The organism is Aurantimicrobium minutum (assembly GCF_002355535.1).
GTDB classification, from domain to species: domain Bacteria; phylum Actinomycetota; class Actinomycetes; order Actinomycetales; family Microbacteriaceae; genus Aurantimicrobium; species Aurantimicrobium minutum.
Genome location: NZ_AP017457.1, coordinates 1,437,483 through 1,458,826, shown reverse-complemented (window position 1 = coordinate 1,458,826; position 21,344 = coordinate 1,437,483). Strand labels below are relative to the sequence as shown.

The window sequence follows — 21,344 nt, the reverse complement described above, 5'->3', positions numbered from 1 at the left end:
GGTATTAAGCGGTTTTATCGACCGTGGGAAACAGGGGTTCTGGCAGCGGTTCGGTGGAGGTGTCTCCGCGCAGGCGCTTGACCAGAATTTCTGCACTGATCAAACACATAGGCAACCCGATGCCAGGAATGGTTGTTCCCCCTGTGTAGTAGAGGTCTTGAACTTTCTTGGAGATATTGCCCGAACGGAAGAACGCACTCTGGGAAAGGATGTGGCTGGGGCCAAGTGCTCCACCCATCCAGGAGTTGAGGTCGTTGGCGAAGTCTGCTGGTCCCACCGTTTTGCGAACAATGATGCGTCCAGCGAGATCTGGAATTCCTGCCCAGACAGAGATTTGCTCGATAACCTTGTCGGCAACTGCTTCGACCTGCTTGCTTCCCTTGCCGTCAATGCCACCCTTACCAATGGAAACATCAGCAGGAATGGGAACAAGGATGAAGAGGTTCGTGTCGCCCTTAGGCGCTACACCGTTATCTGTTGCGCTGGGCTTACACACATAGATGTTGGCTGGGTCGGGAACAGAGGTGGGCTGGTCAAAGATTTTGGCAAAGTCCCCCTCCCAGTCATTAGTGAAGAAAAGGGTGTGATGTTCCAACTCAGGAACATCACCCTTGACTCCTAAGTAGACGAGCACAGCACTGGGGCCTGAAACTTTCTTCTCCCAGTAGCTTTCTCCATAGGTTTGCAACGCTTCAGGAAGAAGCTGAGTTTCCGTGAAGTGGAGGTCAGCAGCAGAGACAACGATGTCGGCTGGGATAGTCGTGACGCTCTTTGATTTACCTTTGGTGTATTCGACGCCAACGGCCTTGGCCTTTGTTTTGTGCCCGGCAGGGTTGACGGTGGTGAGAATCTTGCTCACATTAGCTTCAGTGATGAGGTTCACGCCTTCGGCGAGCGCGATGTCACGAATACTCTCAATGACACGATTGAAGCCACCCTGTGCATAGAGCACACCGTCTTCGAGGTCGAGGTAGCTCATCAGGTGATACATCGAAGGGGTGATGTAGGGGCTGGAGCCGAGAAACACAGCAGGGTATCCGAGAATCTGTTGCAGTCTGGGGTCGCTCACGTGACGGGCAGCAAACTTGTACAGGGACTCGTTCAACAGCTTGGCGAGTTTGGGCGTGCGGCTCAGAACATCCGAACGCAGCAGTGGGCTGTACTTCTCAAAGCTGGTGTAGAGGAAACGCTTCTTGGCGATCTCGTAGGTGTCTTTGGCGGAGTCGAGGTAGCGCTCCATCGCAGGACGTGAGCCTGGCTCGATCTCTTCAAAGAGCGCGAGGTTGTCTTCACGATTGTCGAGAACGTCAATGGGGCGAGCGGGATAGACGCCGTCGTCTTCACACAGCACGCGGTATCCAGGATTTAGTTTGGTGAGCGTGAGCTGTTCCTCACTCGAGGTGCCCATGAGCTTGTAGAAGTGATCAAAGACTTCTGGCATGAGATACCAGGAAGGGCCTGTATCAAAGCGGAAGCCGTCCTTTTCCCAGTTTCCTGCACGGCCACCGACGTTTTTGTGCTTCTCAAGCAGGGTTACCCGATACCCGTCTCGGGCAAGAAGAGCTGCCGAGGCCAGGCCGGCGATACCGCCACCAATGATCACTACGGATTTGGTCATGAGGTTTTTCCTAACAGTGCTGCAAGTGCGAGGCGGGCCTTGACGAGTGTCGGCACGCTCACGCGGGTGTGCTTGAGTTCAGAGGCAGGAGTGCGAGCAATCCTGCGGTTGAGTTCAGCAAAAAGATTTTGAGCCAACGCAACAGCCTTGCGACTTGTTGAAGGCAAGAACGGGACGATAGCTCCCGAGATAGCAAGATCAGAATCAATGTCTGCAACCAAGCGAACTTTGTCTTCTTCGGTGAAGGTCGCAATGTTGATTCCCGGGAAATAGCTCCGACCAAGAGCGTCCACGTCCGCACTGAGGTCACGCAGGAAGTTCACTTTCTGGAATGCGGCACCGAGTTTGCGTGCCCCCACGACAAAAGTGTCGTTTTGTTCGTCTGTGATGTCCTGGCCGCGCAGGAAAGCTTTCAAACACATCAGGCCCACAACTTCTGCAGAGCCATAGACATACTCATCGAAACTTTCGGGGGTGTGGGTGACCCGCGTGATGTCGACCCGCATCGAGGTGAAGAAGGGTCGGGTGAGATCAGGTTCAATTCCTGTCCTGCGAGCTGTCAAGGCAAAAGCGTGCACCACGAGGTTGGTGCTGTAGCCGCGTCGTATGGCCGCTTCAGTTTCTGTTTCGAGCTCGTCGAGGAGGCGACGTATGTCTTTCTCGCTGACACCGGCATACGCTGCAACGCCGTCGACAATCTCATCGGCTAGGCGAACCAAGCCATAGATGTTCTCAACGTCTTGGCGAACCCCTTTGCCCAGCAGCCTGGCCGCAAGACCAAAGGAGGTGGAGTATTCCCGAATAATCATGCTCGCGGTTTGCTCCGCAACGCGGTCATACAATGCGCTTTGCCTGGTTGGTTGTTCGCTTACGGGCACAGAGGCGTCCTGGACTAGCTTGTCGTGGCTCATCGCACGCGCTCCACAACCGCGGTGACCAGTGGAGTGAGCTGGTCAATCAGTGCCTGAGGAATACCTGCACCATGCAGTGCAGCGACGGCTTCGTCTGCATAGTCCGAAGCTAGGCGCTGCGTAAATTGTTTTGCTCCGGTTCGCTCCAAGACCTCACGCACTGTTGCAGCTTCCTCATCAGAGAGGGTGCTGTCACCAACGAGGTGGGAAATGTTTTTCCACTCGGCCGTTTGTGAGGCGAAAGCGATCAGTGCCGTGCGCTTTCCTTCGCGCAGATCGCCGAGCGTTGTTTTACCAGTCGAAGCTTCATTACCGAAGACTCCCAACAGGTCATCAACGACTTGGTAGGCAATACCGATATTGCGGCCAAACTCTCCGAGAGCAGCAATAACGTCATGAGTGGCGCCGGCAAGAAGGGCTCCTCCTTGTAACGGGGCCTCGAAGGAATACACCGCGGTCTTGAGACGCTCCATGTGAACAATCTCTTCAATGCTGGGCATTCCGGAATAAAGCGAGAAGTCCACGTCAATGAGTTCACCAGCTGCCGAATCAAAAACGGCCCGGTCAAGCAATTCGACAAGAGCGTCACGAACCTGTGGGTTTGAACTCGCTCTTTCCATAAGTCGGAACGATCCGGTCAGAGCAAGGTCTCCTGCGATGACCGCGACTGACATTCCTCGGTGTTCTGCCGTGGGCAGCGACAGACCAGCGGTCTGTGCCACATCACGGTAGCTTCCGGAGACATTGGGAATTCCACGGCGAACAAAGTCGCGGTCGACCACATCATCGTGAACAATGAGCGCGGTATGAAGCAATTCGAAAGAAGCGCCCACGTGGGCAGCCGAACGTAGATCAGATCCGCCCAGTGCGGTGTAGGCCGTCATGACCATTTGTGGGCGGAAACGCTTTCCACCTGACGCATTGGAACGTAGTGTCTTCCACAACGCCTCATAGGCAGGTGCGAGTGTGGCAGCCCGTTGAGTGGATAGGCTAAAGAAGCGATCGAGAACCTCTTCAACGAGCGCAAGGTGGCGCGTCATCTCGGCTTCTTGGCTGGGAATGCTCACTACTCCAGACTAACTGACCGAACAGGAGCAAAACATGGGTGAACCCCGTGAACTTGTAGTTCTCCTGTCGGAGGATGGAACTGCCATCGGAACAGCCGATAAGGCAGACGTGCACACAGAAGACACTCACCTCCACCTAGCTTTCTCCTGCCACGTCTTCAACTCGGAGGGCAAGATTCTTGTCACACGACGCGCGCTGGCGAAAAAGACCTGGCCTGGCGTGTGGACTAACTCTTTCTGCGGCCACCCAGGTCCTGGTGAGGACTTTGTCGAGGCTATTCACCGCCGTGCCGAAGAAGAACTGGGACTCCGTCTCGCCACGGTAACAAGTGCACTGCCTGATTTTCGCTATCGCGCGGTCGATGCTTCTGGCATCGTCGAAAATGAAATTTGTCCTGTTTATGTTGCTCTTGCCCAGGGCGAGCCGAACCCAAATCCAGATGAAGTGGAGGAATACGCCTGGGCAGACCCTCAAGCTCTGCTCGAGTCGGTGGAAAAGTCAGGTTTTGCTTTCAGCCCCTGGCTGACACTGCAGTTGCCACGACTGGCTTCTGCCGGTTTTCTCTCGCCCGGGGCTTAAATGAAAAGAGGAGCGCATGGCTCCTCTTTTCACTAAAGAAACTTATCCGCCAATTGCTCCTGCGTCAGTTGCGCTGACGTCGGTGCGGTGGAAGTTCAAGAAGGAGCGTGAGGCTGTAGGGCCGCGCTGACCGTGGTAGCGAGACTTGTACTCGGCAGAACCATATGGCTTTTCAGCTGGGGAGGTCAGCTTGAAGAAGCAGAGCTGGCCAATCTTCATTCCAGGCCACAACTTAATGGGAAGCGTTGCCATGTTTGACAGTTCCAATGTGATGTGACCGGAGAAACCAGGGTCAATAAAACCGGCAGTGGAGTGAGTGACCAGGCCAAGGCGACCTAAAGAACTCTTGCCCTCTAAGCGCGCTGCGATGTCATCGGGCAACGTGACCTGTTCATAGGTTGCACCAAGAACAAACTCTCCTGGGTGCAGGATGAACGGTTCGTTGGGGTCAACTTCGATCAAACGAGTGAGGTCCGGCTGATCTTCTGCTGGGTCGATGTAGGGATACTTGTGGTTATCAAACAAGCGGAAGTATCGGTCGATTCGAACATCAACGCTCGAAGGCTGAATCATGTCGTCAGCTGAGGGGTCTAAACCAATACGACCAGACTCGAGTTCAGCACGAATATCGCGATCAGAAAGAAGCATAAGTTCAGTCTAGCTGAGGGAAACTCTGGGTTTTGGGCAGGCACCCGGCCCTGAATGCAGAGTTCTGAAATGCAGTTAGTGGGCTGATTTCTCAGCAGAACTATCGAGTTCTTCGATGTCCAATAGCTCACGCTTGTTGGGCTTGATAGCTAAAACAAACATCGCCATTGCCACCAGCGCGACAATAAATGCGATACCAAAGCTCACCGCGCTCAAGATCCAATCACGGGAAACCATCATGACAACAAGGCCCGTAAACAGCCCCAGTGCTGCAGACACAACAATCAGCTCAAGGGGCTTGAGTCGGTCACGGAGTGTGGGGGTGGTCATGAGGCAACCTCGTTCTTGAGTGGGGAATCGGTGCGCAGAGAAATACCTGCAATAACTTGGAACACCCCAACCATGGCTGCATAGGCACCAAAGAGACCTACGGCATAGACATCGTTGAGTGGAACTGCTGCTTCAATAATGGCTAAGACAGCTGTGAAGGCGCCGATAGTGAGCCACTCCTTAGCAATTGTTTTGTTCTGCTCACGATATCCGGCATACAGTTCGAGTGCTGCAGTAAGTGCGGCCCAGATGCTGATAACCAAGATGAGTGCGGGAAGTCCACCACTAAGGCTGGCAGCAGCAATGGCTGCAGACACGGCAGTAACAATCGCGTGCGCCCCAAAGAGCTTTCTGTTGAGACCGTCAAGGGGAACGCTCATGACTGTGAACAACATCACTGCGGCGAGAAGGAAACCAAAGCCAACAAAAACAGCAAGACCAACTACCGGCGCGTGGTTGCGCGAGAAGGTGATCACCAGGGCGGCAATCAGCGTGGGGATGGCGCGCAGAATCAGTGCATTGCCCAAGCGGGGCAGAGAAGTCTCAGCGATAGCCACGCGTCAATTCTACGGGCGAATTGTGGAAGTATTTTTCGGCTAAACCTTGGGCATATCGGCAAAGCGAGAAAGGTGACCCTGAAATCCAACCGTGATTGTCGCGGTTGGGCCGTTACGGTGCTTGGCAACGATGAAATCTGCCTCACCTGCACGGGGGTTTTCTTTTTCGTATGCACTTTCACGGTGCAGAAGAATTACCATGTCGGCGTCCTGCTCCAACGATCCAGATTCACGCAGGTCGCTAATTGCTGGCTTCTTATCGGCACGTTGTTCCGGTCCACGGTTGAGCTGAGACAGTGCAATCACAGGAACTTGGAGCTCTTTAGCCATGAGCTTGAGCGCACGAGAGAATTCCGAAACTTCCTGCTGACGGTTTTCTACCTTCTTGCCTGAGGTCATCAGCTGCAGGTAGTCAATAACAACCATCTTCAAGCCAACCTTCTGCTTGAGACGGCGGCATTTCGCACGAATCTCAACCAGGGTGAGGTTGGGGCTGTCGTCGATATAGAACGGGGCATCATTGATGCGGCCACGCGTGCTGGCAATTGTGGTCCAGTCGCGATTATCAACGGTTCCTTTTCGCATGTTTTGCAGTGGAACGGACGCTTCTGCCGAGAGCAGACGCATTGCGATTTCCGACTTACCCATTTCGAGGGAGAAGAAGATTGCGGGGAGGTTGTTCTTGATTGATGCTGCACGGCAGAAGTCCAGTGCCAGTGTTGACTTACCCAGTGCAGGACGTGCTGCAACGATGATGAGCTGGCCGGGGTGGAAACCGTTGGTCAGTTCGTCAAGATCGGCGAAGCCTGTGGGAACACCGGTCATCTGACCGTCGCGGCCCTTGGCGGCTTCAATTTCTTCGATGGCAGTGTCCACTGCCTCGGTCAGAGGCACGTAGTCTTCAGCTTCAACTGATCCGGTGACCTGGTAAATCTCGGCCTGGGCGGTGTTGACCAGATCAACAGCTTCACCTTCACCGGCGTATCCCATCTGAACGATTCGAGTTCCTGCTTCAACGAGACGGCGTAGAAGCGCTCGTTCCGAAACGATGTTGGCGTAGTAGCCAGCGTTGGCTGCGGTGGGAACGAGTGAGGTGAGTGTGTGCAGGTACTCCGCACCACCTGCGCGACCAAGTTCACCTGTTTTTGTCAGTTCGTCTGTAACTGTGATGACATCAGTTGGCTCTCCATGCGAATACAGGGAGAGAATGGCATCAAAAATGACTTCATGCTTAGGAATGTAGAAGTCATTTCCACGAAGTATCTCGACGACGTCTGCAACAGCGTCTTTGCTGAGCAGCATGCCGCCGAGAGCGCTTTGCTCCGCAAGAAGATCATGCGGAGGAGTCCGTTCACCCTGCCAGTTTTCGCGAGAGTCGGATGGAGAACCGAGGTGCGCAATCGACATAATCACGGTCCTTCCTGTTGTTACTTGAGGGGATAGTTCAGTTCTATCTCTATCCACCGACATTGGCTTGACATTGAAGCCTTTTAAGGGGTGTGTACTAAGAGTATGAACAGCGCAAGTAGCAACCAAATATGCCTGTGGATAACTCTGTGTATGAGACCTGTGAAACGCCGGTGAGTCTGTTCATAAGCTGGGGATAATGCTGTGGGAAAATGAAAAAGTTTACCCAAAAAATTCATTCTGAACTGCGTTTTTAGTTATACACGGGTGTGAACATTAACTTCCTTCAAGCATGTGTTTAAGCTTGGGGAAAATTATCTATTCTGTGCATAATTACGCAGTCGTTTTTGTACCCCGTTAAGGCAAAAAATGAGACCTGAAGGACCTCCCCAGGCAAACAAGAAGGGCGGGAAGCTTTACGCTTCCCGCCCTGAGTTGTTCTTGTCAGCAGTTACTTTGCAGCAACAACCTGAATGGTGATGGTTGCAACGATGTCGTCACGCAGACGAACGGTTGCTTCGTGCTCACCAGTGAACTTGATGGGGTTCGCAATTTCGATCTTGCGCTTGTCGATAACGCCAACACCGGCGCTTTCTACTGCAGCAGCAATGTGATCGGTCTTGACCGAACCAAAGAGACGACCGTCACGGCCAACCTTGACAGCAAGCTTGACCTTGTTGCCTTCGATCTTTGCCTTGAGTGCCTGCGCCTCTTCGAGGGTTGCGAGTTCGCGTGCGGTGCGAGCAGCACGAATCTGCTCAACCTGCTTCTCGCCACCACGAGACCATGCAACAGCAAGTCCCTGAGGGATGAGGTAGTTACGTGCGTAACCGTTCTTTACCTCGACAACGTCACCAGCAGAACCAACACCGGAGACTTCATTCGTCAGAATTAACTTAGACATGTGGGGACTCCTTAGCGGCCAGCGCCTGCGTAGGGAAGAAGAGCCATCTCGCGGGCGTTCTTAACTGCCTTGGCGATGAGGCGCTGCTCCTGGACAGAAACACCGGTGATACGGCGAGCGCGGATCTTTCCACGCTCAGAAACGAACTTGCGAAGGGTTGCGACGTCCTTGTAGTCGATCACACCAACGCGGATTGCCTTCGCAGGTGCGAGAGCCTTTGCGCCCTTGCCACCGCGGAGTGGCTTGCGGGCTCCGCCGCTAGCTTTTCCAGCCATGATTACCTAACTTTCGTAAATTTATGTTGATGAGCTCAGCGTGAGCTGAAGCTCAAGGGGTCGTTTAGAACGGCGTATCGTCTGCGGGGATACCGGGGGTGTTCCAAGGGTCTGCTGCAGGCGCAGTCGGCGAACCCCAGGGTTCGTCATTGCCTGCAGGGACACCGGGACGACCTGCGGAAGCCGCGCGGCTCACAGTTGCCGTGGCGTAGCGAAGCGAAGGACCGATCTCATCTACTTCGAGTTCGATTGTGGTTCGCTTTTCGCCTTCCTTGGTCTCGTACGAGCGCTGCTTGAGTCGACCAGTTGCAATAACGCGAGAACCCTTGGTCAGGCTTCCTGCGACATGCTCGGCAAACTCGCGCCATACGCTGGCACGAAGGAAGAGAGCCTCGCCATCTTTCCACTCGTTTGATGCGCGATCGAAGTTGCGCGGAGTAGAGGCGATGGTGAAGTTGGCGACTGCGAGTCCGTTCTGCGTGTAACGCAGTTCGGGGTCACTCGTGAGGTTCCCCACCACGGTGATGACTGTTTCGCCGGCCATGTTACTTACGCGTCCTTCGAAGCCTTGGCGGGAGCAGCGGCCTTGCGGGCAGCCTTCTCGTCAGCGAGCTTTGCCGCAGCGGCAACCATCGCGATGGCTTCCTCTGCACGCAGAACTTTGGTACGCATAACAGCTTCAGAAAGCTTCAGCTGGCGGTCAAGCTCGACAGTTGCGTCGGCGCTTGAGGTGAAGTTGACGACGGCGTAGATGCCCTCGGACTTCTTGTTGATTTCGTAAGCCAAGCGACGCTTGCCCCAGATGTCAACGTTCTCGATGGTTCCACCATCGTTACGAATGACGTTGAGGAACTTGTCAAGGCTGGGAGCTACGGTGCGCTCGTCGATCTCTGGATCGAGGATAACCATCAACTCATACTGATGCATGACTAACCCACCTCCTTCGGACTAAAACGGATACAGACGGTCTGTATCAGGAGGGTTGTGCATGTGCCATCTGAGGAGGCCGGATACTTCCGGCGCACAGACAACTTCCCCAGTCTAGACCGGCCCGAAGCTTTAAGCCAATCTGAGCTGGTACAACTTCCGCGCTATCTAGCGGTTTGCCCACCACTGGAGAAGGCGTTCGCGAGCGACCTCGGCACCAAGGGGTCCCTCATCTAGTCGCAAATTGAGCAGATAGTTATAGGCCTCGCCAACCTCACGCCCAGCTGGAATGCCGAGGATTTCCATGATTTCTTCACCGTTGAGGTCGGGGCGGATGGCCGCAAGCTCTTCTGCCTCGGAAAGTTCAGCGATGCGCTGTTCTAAATCGTCATAGGCAAAGGCGAGCCGGTCTGCCTTGCGTTTATTGCGTGTGGTGACGTCTGCTCGGGTGAGAATGTGCAGACGGTCCAACAAATCCCCGGCGTCGCGGGCATATCTGCGCACAGCCGAATCGCTCCAGGCAGCATCTGAATAACCAAAGAAACGCAGGTGCAATTCAATGAGCCTGGCCACATTCTGGGTGGTTTCCTTATCAAAACGCAGGGCCTTCATGCGCTTGGTTGCCAGCTTGGCACCCACAAGGTCATGGTGGTGGAAGCTCACAGCGCCACCGGGTTCCAGCTGTCTGGTGGCTGGCTTGCCGATGTCGTGCAGGAGAGCTGCAAGCCGCAATGTCACATCAGCGGGTTCGCCTGGGTTCCGTTCCTTCTCCAAGTCGATGGCTTGTTCGAGTACTGTCAGGCTGTGCTCATACACATCCTTGTGGTGATGGTGTTCGTCCACTTCGAGGCGAAGTGCGGGAATCTCAGGTAGCACAATCGCTGCAATGCCTGTACTGACTAGGAGCTCAATGCCTGCACGAGGGTGATCTGTTTGCAGGAGTTTGCACAGTTCTTCGTTTACACGTTCAGCAGAAATATTCTCAATGGCGCCGGCGAACTCTGTCATTGCCCACTCAGTTTCCTCGTCGGGGTGGAATCCGAGTTGAGAGGCAAACCGTGCTGCGCGCATCATGCGCAGGGGGTCTTCGGTGAACGAAAGTTCTGCCGATTTTGGTGCGCGAAGAATCTTTGCTTGGAGGTCCTCCACCCCGCCGGAGGGGTCAACAAGAATGAGCTGGGGTAAACGGACGGCCATCGCGTTGACACGGAAATCTCGCCTAATCAGGTCTTCTTCAAGGCTGTCACCAAAAGCAACCTCTGGTTTACGCGTCTTTCCGTCATAGTGATCTGCTCGATAAGTGGTGATTTCCACCTTCTCGCCGGCTATCTGGGCACCGATGGTGCCAAAGTCGCGGCCGATATCCCACTGTGCTTCGGAGATGGGTTCCACGATGCGCAAGATGTCATCGGGGCGGGCATTCGTCGTGAAGTCGAGGTCATGCACGTCGTGACCGAGAAAAGCGTCGCGGACGGGGCCGCCCACTAGCGCCAGCTCATATCCGGCATCGGCAAAGGCTTTCGCCAGGCGTGAAACGCTGGGCGAAGTACTCAAACGAGTAATTGATTCGATTGCTGAGGCGGCGCTGTGCATTTCCCGTCATTCTACGGGGAGCATCGGGCGCTATCACGGTTGCGACGCCTACAATGGCAGGATGCCCTCTGCAGTGATTTCACGAGCCAACCGTGCATCACCGAGTGCACTGCTGGTGCGCTGGTGCGGGGCTCTTCTTGTGGCGGCACTCATGGTGACGGGGTTCCAGCCTGGTGCGCAGGCAGCAGACGATGTTTCGCTCGCGCTGACGCCGTCCGCTCTCAGTCCGGGACCGGGTGAAACCTTGGTAACAAGTGTCACTGTTACTAACGAGGGCACCGAGGACATTCCCGCGGGAGAGGTCATACTAACTGCACCTTCAGGTGTGCTGAATTCGCTCGCCGATCTAGATCAGTGGTACTCCTCTAGTGACACTCAACAAACTGGCCGTTTCCTCGCTTCTATTGACGTGCCCGCCATTGCTGCTGGGGAAACGGTGACGCTTAGTGCTGAACTACCTCTGGCATCAGGTCGCTTTGGTTCATTGTGGGGACCACGTGGTCTGGCCGCTGACTTTCAGGTTTCCGGCGTAAGCACAGCGAGTGCTCGTTCTTCATTTGTCTGGACGGCAGGAACAGCTCCCTCCCCTGCGGCGATGACCACGATCGTGGCCATTGTTCCTCCGGCAGATTCCGCCGGAGTGCTCAGCTCACAGAAGCTCGTTGAGCTCACCGGCCCCAGCGGAGTTCTCACACGCCAGCTTCAACTGGCTCAAGGTCGCACCGTTGCCCTCGGGGTTGACCCCCGCATCATCAGCTCGATTGCTGCTTTGGGTGACGCGATTCCTGAAAGTGTTCAGTTGTGGCTAAATCAGCTCAGGGCGCTGCCGAACGAATCGTTCCTGTTGCCTTATGCCAATGCAGATATTTCTGCCCAGGCTCAAGCCGGAGCAACTACGCTGCTCGCGCCAATCACGACAGATATTGTGGCTACTCCTGCTGCATCCACGGCGAGCGCCACTCCCACACCCACTCCTGGCGTTCCAGAGGTCACTACGGTTTCTTTCACTCCCAGGTTCAGTTCTCTAGCGTGGCCAGCTGGTGGCACTGTTTCTGGCTCTGATCTGGGAATTTTCTCAGCAAATGGGTTCTCCCAGGTGATTCTTTCCTCGCAGAACCTCGCTGAGACAGCCTCTACGGGAATTGTTTCTGGAATGCCTGCTGTGGTGACTAACGCTGGGTTGAGTTCTGCGCTTTCACATGACGATGTTTCACGTGGAGCTTCCTACCTTGCTGCAGCTGCACTCGACCCAGCTGCTGAGAGTGCTCTGTACGCCGGGCTTCCTCGCAGCTTCTCCATCACAGGTTTGAGTAAAACCGGTCAAATGCTCGATGCTCTTACTGGTTTGCCCTGGGTGACCTCAGGTTCTCTCGCTGCTGGATTGGGTTCTGCCTCAAAGGAACTTGCGCTTGTGGACTCCCCCGAGTCTGAGGAACGTGTTGGCGCAGTTCGAACACTTTTGGGGCAAAATGCTCAGGTTTCGTCGTTTTCGACAATTGCTGAAGATCCCAGCTTGATTACCAGCCCTGCGGCTCGAGATTTGGCTGCCGTGCTTTCGGTTTCTTGGTTAGGAGACCCCGACTGGGGTAGCGCAGTCGCTGCCCACACTGAATCGACGGAGAAACTGCTCAACTCTGTCAGTGTGGTCACCAGCAGCACCATCAACATGGTGGGTGGGCAGGCCAATATTCCGATCTCGGTCAACAACGCCTTGACTCAGGCGGTAACCGTTGTCGTCAACGCTGACCCCAACAATGGCCGCCTGTTGGTCAACGGTGAAGAAACCGTCACCATTCAGCCTGAATCCCAAGCTAAAGCCCGGATCCCTGTGCAAGCACAGGTGGGAAATGGCAGCGCCATTTTGACAGTCACGTTGCGCTCGATTGAGGGTGTTCCCGTGGGGCAACCCGTTGGAATTCCTGTGAATGTGCGTGCCGACTGGGAAACCTGGGGGCTCACCGCCGTGGGAATTGCTTTCGTGGGTTTGATTACTGCCGGTGTGATTCGCACACTTCGCCGCCGTAAGCAGGGACAATCAGAAGATGTCTAATCCTCAGGCCTCGGTTGGTCGTGCAAGCGTCCTCCTCGGCTCCGGCACGGTTGTCTCTCGTGCATTGGGATTCTTCAAGGCCATTATTTTGGCCCAAGCTTTGGGCGTTGTTGCCAGTGCTGGAGCCGATGCGTTCGCGGTAGCGAACCAGATGCCCAACAGCATCTATGTGTTGGTTTCCGGCGGTGTGCTCACCGCCACTTTGGTTCCGGCCATCGTGAAATCTGCCAGCCACTCTGATGGTGGTGCCGGCTACGTCAACAAGCTCATGACGATGACCATCCTGGTTTTGCTGGGGGTCACCGCGGTAGCAATGTTCGCTGCGCCGCTTCTCATCACGCTCTATGCAACCCAGTGGTCAGCAGACCAGCTTGCGTTGGCAACCGCATTCGCCTACTGGTGTTTGCCACAAATTTTCTTCTATGGGCTCTACACCATCCTCGGTGAGGTTCTCAATGCTCGTGGCTCTTTTGGGCCATTCACCTGGGCACCCGCCCTGAACAACGTTGTTGGAATTCTGGGCATCGTCGCTTTCATGCTGTTGTTCGGTGTTGATACCGCTGGCGAGCGCAGTGTTGTGGATTGGACCCCTGCCATGGTTGCGGTGTTGGCGGGAAGTGCGACGGCGGGCGTGGCTGCTCAAGCGCTGATTCTGACGGTCTTCTGGAAGAAGAATGGGCTGAGCTTTGCGCCAGATTTTGTCTGGCGCGGTGTTGGCCTTCGAGAAACCGGCAAGATGGTCGGCTGGACCTTTGGTGTTGTACTGCTGACTCAACTGAGCATCATTGTTCAAACCAACGTGGTCGCACTTGCTTCAGGCCAAGGTGCGTCGGTGTTCACCATGACCACTGCGTGGCTGATTTTCCTGCTGCCGCACTCGATCATTGCTGTCTCAATGGGCACGGTCTACTTCACCCGGATGAGTAAAGACCACGCAGGTGGTAATCGTGAGGGCATGGCTCGTGATGCTTCCACTGCGCTGCGTCAGATTGGCTTGTTCATCTGTTGGGCTGCTGCCGGATTATTGGCTGTGGCGTTTCCTCTGTCCCGCATTTTCAGCGAAAACTTCCTCTCGGTGATCAACCTGGGCTGGCTGATCATGGTTCTGGTGCTTGGCTTGCCGGCCTTTAGTGCGGTCTATGTCATGTTCCGCATTTTCTTGGTTCAAGGCAAAGCGCCTTTGATGTTTTGGCTCACGGTGTTACAGGTCGGGGTCTATGTGGTGCTTATTTTGCTCAGCTCTCAGATTTACGTCACCGTGATTACCTTGGCAGTGTGTGCCTCGCTCGCCATATCCGTCATTATTCAAGCCATCGTGACCTGGGCAGTGTTGCGCAAAACACTTCCTGAGGTTCGTCGAAGTGGCGTGGCCAGCACTGCCGTACGCGGCTACATTGCCGCTGCCATAGCTGGATTTATTGGGCTGATTGTCAGTAACCAGTTCGGGTCACTCACGGCAACCGGATACGCCCAAGAAAGCATTCTTAACGCGATTGTGGCCATGGTTGGAATTGGTCTGGTCGTGACCGGAGTCTTCGTGCTCCTGTTGTGGATCATGCGGGTGAAAGAAGTTCACCAATTGTTTGGTCAATTACGGTCTCGCCTGAGCCGATAACCCCGTTTCGGGAATATTCCGCCAGTAGACTGGGTTCTATTCATTGCCTTACTTTCGGCTGAAATTGCCGCTTTCTAGGAGTGCCTCGTGCGTCAAGTCATCATTATTGGTTCCGGCCCTGCCGGATACACCGCTGCGATTTATGCTGCACGCGCGAACTTTAAGCCCCTCGTTATTGCCAGCTCCGTCGAAGCCGGCGGTGAACTGATGAACACCACCGAGGTTGAGAACTTCCCCGGGTTCCCTGAGGGAATCATGGGTCCTGACCTGATGATGAAGATGCAGGAACAGGCAGAAAAGTTTGGTGCTGAAGTTCTTCTCGATGATGTTGTCAGTGTTGAGCTCTCCGGGGACATCAAGCGCGTAGTAACCGGTGGCGGTCAGACTTTTGAAGCGCTTTCTGTGATTTTTGCTACCGGATCTGCTTACCGCAAGCTTGGCTTGGAGGGCGAAGACCGCCTCTCCGGTCACGGTGTTTCCTGGTGTGCAACCTGCGATGGCTTCTTCTTCCGCCAGAAGACCGTTGCCATTGTTGGCGGTGGCGACTCCGCTATGGAAGAAGCTAACTTCCTCACGCGTTTTGCTGACAAGGTCTATGTTATTCACCGCTCAGAGACACTGCGTGCATCCAAGATCATGCAAGACCGTGCACACGCGAACCCCAAGATTGAATTCCTGTGGAACTCGACGATTGATTCCATCAACGGTGAGAGCAACCTGACTTCAGTGACACTGAAGAACACGGTCACTGGTGACCTCAGCGAACTCCCCCTCGACGGGCTCTTCATCGCCATTGGTAATGACCCTCGTACCCAGCTCATTCATGGTCAGCTTGATCTGACCCCGGAAGGCACCATTGCCGTCAAGGGTCGCACTTCCAAGACCAACCTGACCGGTGTTTTTGCCGCAGGTGACGTCATTGACCCCACATATCGCCAAGCCGTTACTGCTGCCGCCAGTGGAACTGTCGCAGCGTTAGACGCCGAGCACTACCTCCAATCACTTCCTGTCGAAACCCTCGCACAGGCCGCAAACAACTAAGCAACGTTTTACGACTAAGGAGAAATCATGTCTGCAGCACCCGCAGTAACTGACGCAAGCTTTGACGCAGACGTCCTCAAGAGCACTAAGCCTGTTCTCGTGGACTTCTGGGCAGAATGGTGTGGCCCCTGCCGCGCCGTAGGACCCATCCTCGACCAGCTTCGTGCTGAGCACGGTGACAAGCTTGAAATCGTCAAGCTTAACGTGGATGAGAACCCACAGACCGCGATGGCCTACCAAATCACCTCGATTCCCGCGATGAAAGTTTTCGTCAACGGTGAGGTCGCAAAGACCATCATTGGCGCGAAGCCCAAGCCTGCTCTTGAGCACGATCTCGCCGACTTCATCGGCTAATTTGCTTCTCATCAGGTGGCCGTCGGGGTTGATCCCGGCGGCCTCCTGCATTTAGCCCCTGTTTTTCCCAACTACGATTGTTTTGTGGCCGAGACTAACGAGACGGGTCAAGAAATCAACCTTGACCCCTGGTTCAATCATTACGCCAGCCGAACCTCCGGTCTGAGCGCCTCTGAAGTGCGCGCGCTTTTCGCGGTTGCCTCACGCCCCGAAGTTGTCTCCCTCGCCGGTGGAATGCCCTATGTTCGGGCACTTCCCGAGTCTTTAGTCAACGGTGCTCTCGAAAAGGTCATGAGCGAGAACGGCCCGATGGCCATGCAATATGGCTCTGGCCAAGGCGTTCCAGCGCTGCGTGAGCAAATCCTTGAAATCATGGCCCTCGAAGGAATTAACGCCTCTGTTGACGACGTGGTCGTCACCACGGGTAGCCAGCAGGCTCTGGATTTGGTCACCAAGCTTTTCATTGATCCCGGTGACGTGATTCTTGCTGAAGCACCCAGTTATGTTGGCGCTATCGGTGTTTTTCGCAGTTACCAAGCCGATGTCGTGCACGTCCTTATGGACGAGCACGGCCTGATACCGGAGAAATTGCGTGAGGCTATTGCGCAGGTTCAGGCATCTGGGCGCACCATCAAGTTTTTGTACACCATCCCGAACTTTCACAACCCCGCGGGGGTAACCCTCTCTGCAGAGCGTCGTCCGGAAATTCTGCAGATTTGTCAGGACAACGGCATTCTCATCCTGGAAGACAACCCCTACGGTCTGCTCTCTTTCGAAGAAGATGTTCCACCCGCCATTCGTTCCTTGAACGAGGACGGAGTGATTTATCTGGGATCGTTCTCCAAGACCTTAGCTCCCGGTTTTCGCGTGGGGTGGGCTTTAGCTCCCCACGCCATCCGAGAAAAGCTTGTTTTAGCTGCAGAATCAGCAATTTTGTGCCCCAGCTCGTTTAGCCAAATGGTGATTAGTGAATATTTGAGCCAAGCAGACTGGAAAGGCCAGATTGAAACATTCCGGGGTGTCTATAAAGAACGCCGCGATGCAATGTTGGATGCGCTGAATGAGTATTTGCCTGATTTGAACTGGAATGTTCCCAACGGTGGGTTTTACATCTGGTGCACACTGCCAGAAAACCTTGATTCGAAGGCGATGCTGCCTCGTGCAGTCTCAGAACTCGTTGCCTACACACCAGGCACAGCATTCTTTGCCGATGGAACAGGCCGTCAAAACATTCGCCTGTCTTTCTGCTACCCCACACCTGAGAACATCAGGATCGGTATTCGACGTCTTGCCACGGTCATTCGCGGTGAACTTGACCTGCTCGCCGATTTTGCCGGCACAGGTTCTCTCATTGCTGCTCACGGTGACGATAATGTCATCGCTCCTCCACCAGATCTCAGCTAGGAAACGAGGCCCCTATGTCTTCTCTCACCATTGCGGTTCTTTCCGGTGGAATCTCTCACGAGCGTGAAGTGTCGTTGCGCTCTGGTCGACGTGTTGCCGATGCGCTGATTGCTCGCGGTCACAAAGTGACCATCATTGACCCCGATGCTTCTTTGTTTGCCACGCTTGCCAGCCTCAAACCTGATGTGGTGTGGCCCGCATTGCACGGAGCAAGCGGTGAAGACGGTGCCATTCTTGATCTACTCAGAGCTGCTGGGTATTCCTATGTTGGTCCCTCCGCGCAGGCAGCTCGTTTGGCCTGGTCCAAGCCTGTTGCCAAAACTCTGGTGTCGCGGGCTGGAGTGGCCACGGCCCCTTCGCTGACTATTGCGCGTGAAGCTTTCCGTGAACTTGGTGCCGGTTCTGTTTTGGAATTAATTGGCTCTGAACTGGGAAATCATGTAGTTGTTAAGCCTGCTTCGGGTGGTTCAGCGCAGGGCGTTTCGATCGTTACTCAGACAGAAGACCTGCCGCGCGCGATGGTGGATGCCTTTACGTATCACGACGTTGCCCTGATTGAAAAATACACCTCAGGCACGGAAGTCGCCGTGACTGTCACTGATGGCCCTTCTGGGGCACAAGCCCTCCCTGCAGTGGAAATCGTCCCACTGGAGGGCGTATATAGCTTTGAGGCCCGCTACAACGCCGGGGAGACCACGTTCTTTGTCCCTGCACGCTTGTCAGATCAGGTTTCAGCAGCGATTGCCTCAGCTGCCGTGACGGTGCACGAAACTCTGGGGCTCTCTCAGATTTCGCGCATTGACCTCATCGTGGATGACTCCGGTGTTCCCTGGTTCCTAGAAGCGAACTCCCTGCCCGGGCTTACCGAGACATCAAGTGCTCCACTCGCGATTGAAGCATCCGGTGTGGACGTGGGCGCACTCTACGAAGCACTCGCTCGCGCAGCACAAAACTAGGGCACTTGGCCCCACGTTTCACGTGGAAACTAGTTGCTACCGAACGGAGTCTCGCCGAGCTCGGTGAGAATTCTGTTGAGGTCGCCGATGGTTGCAAATTCGATGCTGATCAGGCCTTTTTTTGCGCTCAAGGATATTTTCACACGTGTGTCCAGGCGATCTCCGAGTCGCTCAGCAATCTCATCGAGGTGGCCGCGACGTGTTCCCGCTACGGGCTTAGGCTTCTTGGCCGTGGGGGCCTCACCCGCGAGCGCTTCGGCGGCGCGAACAGAGAGATCCTCATTGACAATCTTGTCGGCGAGGCGCTGCATGGCCTCGGGGTCTGAAACAGACAAGATGGCACGAGCGTGGCCTGCACTCAAAACACCGGCTGCCACACGCTTTTGAACAAGCGGTGGCAGGCGAAGCAAACGGATGGTGTTTGAAATCTGAGGACGAGAGCGGCCAATGCGCTCAGCGAGTTGCTCCTGAGTAATTCCAAAGTCAGCCATGAGCTGCTGGTAAGCAGAAGCTTCTTCCAGCGGGTTCAGTTGTGACCGGTGCAGGTTCTCCAGCAGTGCGTCACGAAGCATGTCTTCATCAGCGGTCTCGCGAATGATGACAGGAATCTGCTCGAGGCCCACTTCTTTCGAGGCGCGCAAACGTCGCTCACCCATGATGAGTTCGTAATTGTCAGACCCGGGAATGCTACGAACCACAATGGGCTGCAAGATGCCTATTTCACGAATGCTGTGCACCAGTTCAGCAAGATCTTCAGGGTTGAATACCTTACGGGGCTGGTGTGGGTTGGGAACCACCAGGTTGGGGGAGATGTAAGCCAGGCGTGCGCCGGGAACCTCAACCAAGTCTGGCTGTTGCTCTGAGGCAACAGGGATGGAGCCTGTTGCCGTTTGGTCAGGGAAAAAGACATCTACCGGACGCTCAGCATTGGGTGCAGTAGGAATGAGCGAACCAATGCCTCGGCCTAAGCCTGTGCGCTTATTCGTTGCCATGTGTGGCCTCCTGTGCTGGGGAACGGTGTGAAGGTGGTGCGCCGCGCAGAGCAATCTCGTGGGCAGCTTCAATATAAGAAATAGAGCCGACAGACATCGTGTCGTAGCTCACGACGGTCTGACTGTAGCTGGGGGCTTCAGAAACGCGCACTGCACGCGGAATGACTGCGTTGAGCACTTGCTGTGGGAAGTGGGTGCGCACATCCTCTGCCACTTCGTGAGCCAATCTGGTTCTGCTATCGAACATCGTGAGCAAGATTGTGGACACCTGAAGGTAGGGATTGAGGCCCTGGTTGATCATCTCAATGGTGTTGAGCAGCTGGGACAGCCCCTCGAGAGCGTAATACTCGCACTGAATGGGGATTAATACTTCGCGTGCGCAGGTAAACGCATTAATGGTGAGCAAACCCAGTGAGGGTGGGCAGTCGATAAAAACGTAGTTGTAGTCGTTGCCAGGGCTAGCAAAAAGCTGTTCCAGTGCGTCACGAAGCAAATATTCGCGGCGGTCACGACCATACATCTGCAGTTCTGCGCCAGCGAGGTCCAGGTTGGAGGGTGCGCAATACAGCTCGCCTTCTTCTGTGCTCTTTTGAATAACGTCTACGAGTGGTTTTCCCTCGACGAGTACGTCATAAATGCTGGGGATCTCACCATGGTGTTCAATTCCCAGCGCCGTAGAGGCATTTCCCTGGGGATCGAGGTCAATAACGAGTACTTTGGCGCCAAAGCGAGCCAGGGCCGCTGCAATATTGACCGTGGTTGTGGTTTTACCCACTCCACCCTTTTGGTTGGAGACCGTAAAAACGCGAGGACGCTGGGGCAGTGGCGGCGGCGTTTGGTCCAGAATTCGACGCCGTGCCGTCAGGTCGCTGAGCTCCTTAGCCAACGGCGAATCAACGTCAACGGGGGACGTTGTGCTCGTTTCTTCAGGATGTTTCACGTGAAACCTTTACCTCAGTGGTGTGGAGATTGCGGACCTACTCAACTGTAGCCCGAACCACCCTCGTTACGTCATCGAGAAGCCCCTCGCCCAGCGTCAGGACCTCGACGTTATGCAGTTTGAATGCTTTGATTTGCTTGGCAGCCGCCTCAATTTCGGCCTGGGCGCCAGCGCCCTTCATCAACACAAGTTCTCCGCCAGGGCGAACCAGCGGTGCTGTCATGGGGATCAGTTTCTTCAACGCGCTGACAGCCCGTGCTGTGACCTGGTCAAGCAACACGTCGCGGCGGACGTCTTCGGCGCGATCACGAACAACAGTGACGTTGGTGAGACCCAGTTCGGCTACCTGATCATTCAGCCAAGCAGTACGGCGCTCCATGGGCTCGATGAGAGTAAAGTCCACATCTGGGCGAGCAATAGCAAGAACGAGGCCAGGCAGGCCCGCTCCACTTCCCACGTCGCCGACGCGTCCGCGGAGAAGTGGCGCAACAACGGCGCAGTTGAGGATGTGACGAGTCCACAGCCGAGGAAGCTCAAGAGGGCCTATAAGGCCCAGTTCCTCACCATATTGCGCAAGGTTGGCTGTAAATTGACGCGCTACATCAATCTGTTCGCCAAATATCTGAGCCGCTTGAGCTGGCTCCGCTTCATATTCCGGAGTCAATGTTTCACGTGAAACTATTTGCCGGCAGTGATGACGGTGTGGCGGTCTTTGCCCTCGCCGTCAGAGTGAGACACCAGGCCTCGTTCGCTCACAAGATCGTGCACAAGCTTGCGTTCGTAGGAGCTCATGGGAGGAAGTGCGGCTGCTGAAGCGCCGTTTTCCAGACGTGCCGCTGCGGCGTCAACAAGTGCTGCGAGTTCCTGTTCGCGAGTTTGGCGTGAGCCGCCCACGTCCAGGATGAGGCGAGAGAACTGGCCGGTCTTGTTTTGAACGGCAAGACGAGTGAGCTCTTGAAGTGCCGCTACGGTTTCGGGGCGGGAAAGTACGCGAACGTTACCCTGCTCTGAAGCGGTTACAGAGACATAGGCGCGGCCGTTACGGGCGTCGATGTCGAGATCTCCATCCAAATCGGCGATGTCGAGAAGTTCTTCAATGTAATCAGCTGCGACGTCGCCCTCGTTTTCGAGGTCTTTGAGGCTTGGTGCTGCTTTTGCTTCGGTTTCAGACACGG

Annotated in this window: 23 protein-coding genes; 7 read left to right on the top strand and 16 right to left on the bottom strand. The window is 55.1% G+C overall.

What is annotated here, in order from left to right; genetic code table 11:
• Positions 1-4 precede the first annotated feature (4 nt).
• From crtI to AUMI_RS07240, 3 genes are read right to left on the bottom strand one after another with little or no spacing between them, the layout of a single operon-like run.
• Positions 5-1,618, bottom strand: coding sequence for a phytoene desaturase family protein (crtI, locus tag AUMI_RS07250; RefSeq protein ID WP_096382969.1), 1,614 nt, complete (start codon positions 1,616-1,618; stop codon positions 5-7).
• Complete coding sequence (locus AUMI_RS07245; protein WP_096382966.1) at positions 1,615-2,529, bottom strand: phytoene/squalene synthase family protein; 915 nt, start codon at positions 2,527-2,529, stop codon at positions 1,615-1,617. The genes crtI and AUMI_RS07245 overlap by 4 nt, the downstream gene beginning before the upstream one ends.
• Positions 2,526-3,596 (bottom strand): polyprenyl synthetase family protein, encoded by a 1,071-nt coding sequence (locus tag AUMI_RS07240; protein WP_231951739.1) that lies wholly within the window; start codon positions 3,594-3,596, stop codon positions 2,526-2,528. The genes AUMI_RS07245 and AUMI_RS07240 overlap by 4 nt, the downstream gene beginning before the upstream one ends.
• Positions 3,597-3,630: 34 nt before the next feature.
• Between AUMI_RS07240 and idi the strand changes: the two genes are divergently transcribed.
• On the top strand, positions 3,631-4,176 hold the full coding sequence (gene idi / locus AUMI_RS07235) for an isopentenyl-diphosphate Delta-isomerase (RefSeq protein ID WP_096382964.1): 546 nt from the start codon (positions 3,631-3,633) through the stop codon (positions 4,174-4,176).
• 42 nt (positions 4,177-4,218) lie between these two features.
• Here idi and dcd read toward each other — a convergent pair whose 3' ends face one another.
• The 9 genes from dcd to AUMI_RS07190 all read right to left on the bottom strand — a co-directional run bounded on the left by dcd (position 4,219) and on the right by AUMI_RS07190 (position 10,817).
• Positions 4,219-4,824, bottom strand: a complete 606-nt coding sequence (gene dcd / locus AUMI_RS07230; protein WP_096382961.1) for a dCTP deaminase — start codon at positions 4,822-4,824, stop codon at positions 4,219-4,221.
• Positions 4,825-4,899: 75 nt separating this feature from the next.
• Entirely contained in the window at positions 4,900-5,154 is a 255-nt protein-coding gene (locus AUMI_RS07225) for a hypothetical protein (RefSeq protein WP_096382958.1), read from the bottom strand.
• On the bottom strand, positions 5,151-5,711 hold the full coding sequence (locus AUMI_RS07220) for a hypothetical protein (protein WP_096382955.1): 561 nt from the start codon (positions 5,709-5,711) through the stop codon (positions 5,151-5,153). Before AUMI_RS07220 ends, AUMI_RS07225 begins: the two co-directional genes overlap by 4 nt.
• A 39-nt stretch (positions 5,712-5,750) precedes the next feature.
• On the bottom strand, positions 5,751-7,118 hold the full coding sequence (gene dnaB, locus AUMI_RS07215) for a replicative DNA helicase (RefSeq protein WP_096382952.1): 1,368 nt from the start codon (positions 7,116-7,118) through the stop codon (positions 5,751-5,753).
• 451 nt (positions 7,119-7,569) lie between these two features.
• The gene (gene rplI / locus AUMI_RS07210; RefSeq protein WP_096382950.1) at positions 7,570-8,022 is read right to left on the bottom strand and encodes a 50S ribosomal protein L9; all 453 of its coding nucleotides are present in this window, start codon (positions 8,020-8,022) and stop codon (positions 7,570-7,572) included.
• Positions 8,023-8,033: 11 nt separating this feature from the next.
• Entirely contained in the window at positions 8,034-8,297 is a 264-nt protein-coding gene (gene rpsR / locus AUMI_RS07205) for a 30S ribosomal protein S18 (RefSeq protein ID WP_096382948.1), read from the bottom strand.
• A 64-nt stretch (positions 8,298-8,361) separates the two neighbouring features.
• Positions 8,362-8,841 carry a single-stranded DNA-binding protein gene (locus AUMI_RS07200; protein WP_096382945.1) on the bottom strand — a complete coding sequence of 160 codons (480 nt, stop codon included), beginning with the start codon at positions 8,839-8,841 and terminating at the stop codon, positions 8,362-8,364.
• 5 nt (positions 8,842-8,846) lie between these two features.
• The gene (gene rpsF / locus AUMI_RS07195) at positions 8,847-9,224 is read right to left on the bottom strand and encodes a 30S ribosomal protein S6 (protein ID WP_096382942.1); all 378 of its coding nucleotides are present in this window, start codon (positions 9,222-9,224) and stop codon (positions 8,847-8,849) included.
• A 168-nt stretch (positions 9,225-9,392) separates the two neighbouring features.
• Positions 9,393-10,817 carry a CCA tRNA nucleotidyltransferase gene (locus AUMI_RS07190; RefSeq protein WP_096382940.1) on the bottom strand — a complete coding sequence of 475 codons (1,425 nt, stop codon included), beginning with the start codon at positions 10,815-10,817 and terminating at the stop codon, positions 9,393-9,395.
• A gap of 61 nt (positions 10,818-10,878) precedes the next feature.
• On the opposite strand from AUMI_RS07190, the gene AUMI_RS07185 reads away from it, so the two are divergent.
• The 6 genes from AUMI_RS07185 to AUMI_RS07160 all read left to right on the top strand — a co-directional run bounded on the left by AUMI_RS07185 (position 10,879) and on the right by AUMI_RS07160 (position 18,237).
• Positions 10,879-12,867, top strand: a complete 1,989-nt coding sequence (locus tag AUMI_RS07185; RefSeq protein WP_148664067.1) for a DUF6049 family protein — start codon at positions 10,879-10,881, stop codon at positions 12,865-12,867.
• Positions 12,860-14,482, top strand: coding sequence for a murein biosynthesis integral membrane protein MurJ (murJ, locus tag AUMI_RS07180; protein ID WP_096382934.1), 1,623 nt, complete (start codon positions 12,860-12,862; stop codon positions 14,480-14,482). The genes AUMI_RS07185 and murJ overlap by 8 nt, the downstream gene beginning before the upstream one ends.
• An 87-nt stretch (positions 14,483-14,569) precedes the next feature.
• Positions 14,570-15,523 (top strand): thioredoxin-disulfide reductase, encoded by a 954-nt coding sequence (trxB, locus tag AUMI_RS07175; RefSeq protein ID WP_096382931.1) that lies wholly within the window; start codon positions 14,570-14,572, stop codon positions 15,521-15,523.
• A gap of 27 nt (positions 15,524-15,550) precedes the next feature.
• A complete protein-coding gene (gene trxA, locus AUMI_RS07170; protein WP_096382929.1) occupies positions 15,551-15,877 on the top strand; it encodes a thioredoxin in 327 nt (108 codons plus the stop codon).
• 84 nt (positions 15,878-15,961) lie between these two features.
• A complete protein-coding gene (locus AUMI_RS07165; RefSeq protein WP_096383541.1) occupies positions 15,962-17,281 on the top strand; it encodes an aminotransferase-like domain-containing protein in 1,320 nt (439 codons plus the stop codon).
• A 14-nt stretch (positions 17,282-17,295) separates the two neighbouring features.
• Positions 17,296-18,237: a D-alanine--D-alanine ligase family protein gene (locus tag AUMI_RS07160; RefSeq protein WP_096382926.1), complete on the top strand. Its 942-nt coding sequence runs from the start codon at positions 17,296-17,298 to the stop codon at positions 18,235-18,237.
• Between the two features lie 29 nt (positions 18,238-18,266).
• On the opposite strand, the gene AUMI_RS07155 is transcribed toward AUMI_RS07160, so the two are convergent.
• The 4 genes from AUMI_RS07155 to AUMI_RS07140 are packed head-to-tail and all read right to left on the bottom strand — an operon-like array spanning position 18,267 to position 21,342.
• Complete coding sequence (locus AUMI_RS07155) at positions 18,267-19,229, bottom strand: ParB/RepB/Spo0J family partition protein (RefSeq protein WP_096382924.1); 963 nt, start codon at positions 19,227-19,229, stop codon at positions 18,267-18,269.
• Positions 19,216-20,169: a ParA family protein gene (locus AUMI_RS07150; RefSeq protein WP_096382921.1), complete on the bottom strand. Its 954-nt coding sequence runs from the start codon at positions 20,167-20,169 to the stop codon at positions 19,216-19,218. The genes AUMI_RS07155 and AUMI_RS07150 overlap by 14 nt, the downstream gene beginning before the upstream one ends.
• 37 nt (positions 20,170-20,206) lie before the next feature.
• Positions 20,207-20,833: a 16S rRNA (guanine(527)-N(7))-methyltransferase RsmG gene (rsmG, locus tag AUMI_RS07145; RefSeq protein ID WP_096382919.1), complete on the bottom strand. Its 627-nt coding sequence runs from the start codon at positions 20,831-20,833 to the stop codon at positions 20,207-20,209.
• 14 nt (positions 20,834-20,847) lie between these two features.
• Positions 20,848-21,342 (bottom strand): Jag family protein, encoded by a 495-nt coding sequence (locus AUMI_RS07140; protein WP_096382916.1) that lies wholly within the window; start codon positions 21,340-21,342, stop codon positions 20,848-20,850.
• Positions 21,343-21,344: the final 2 nt, after the last annotated feature.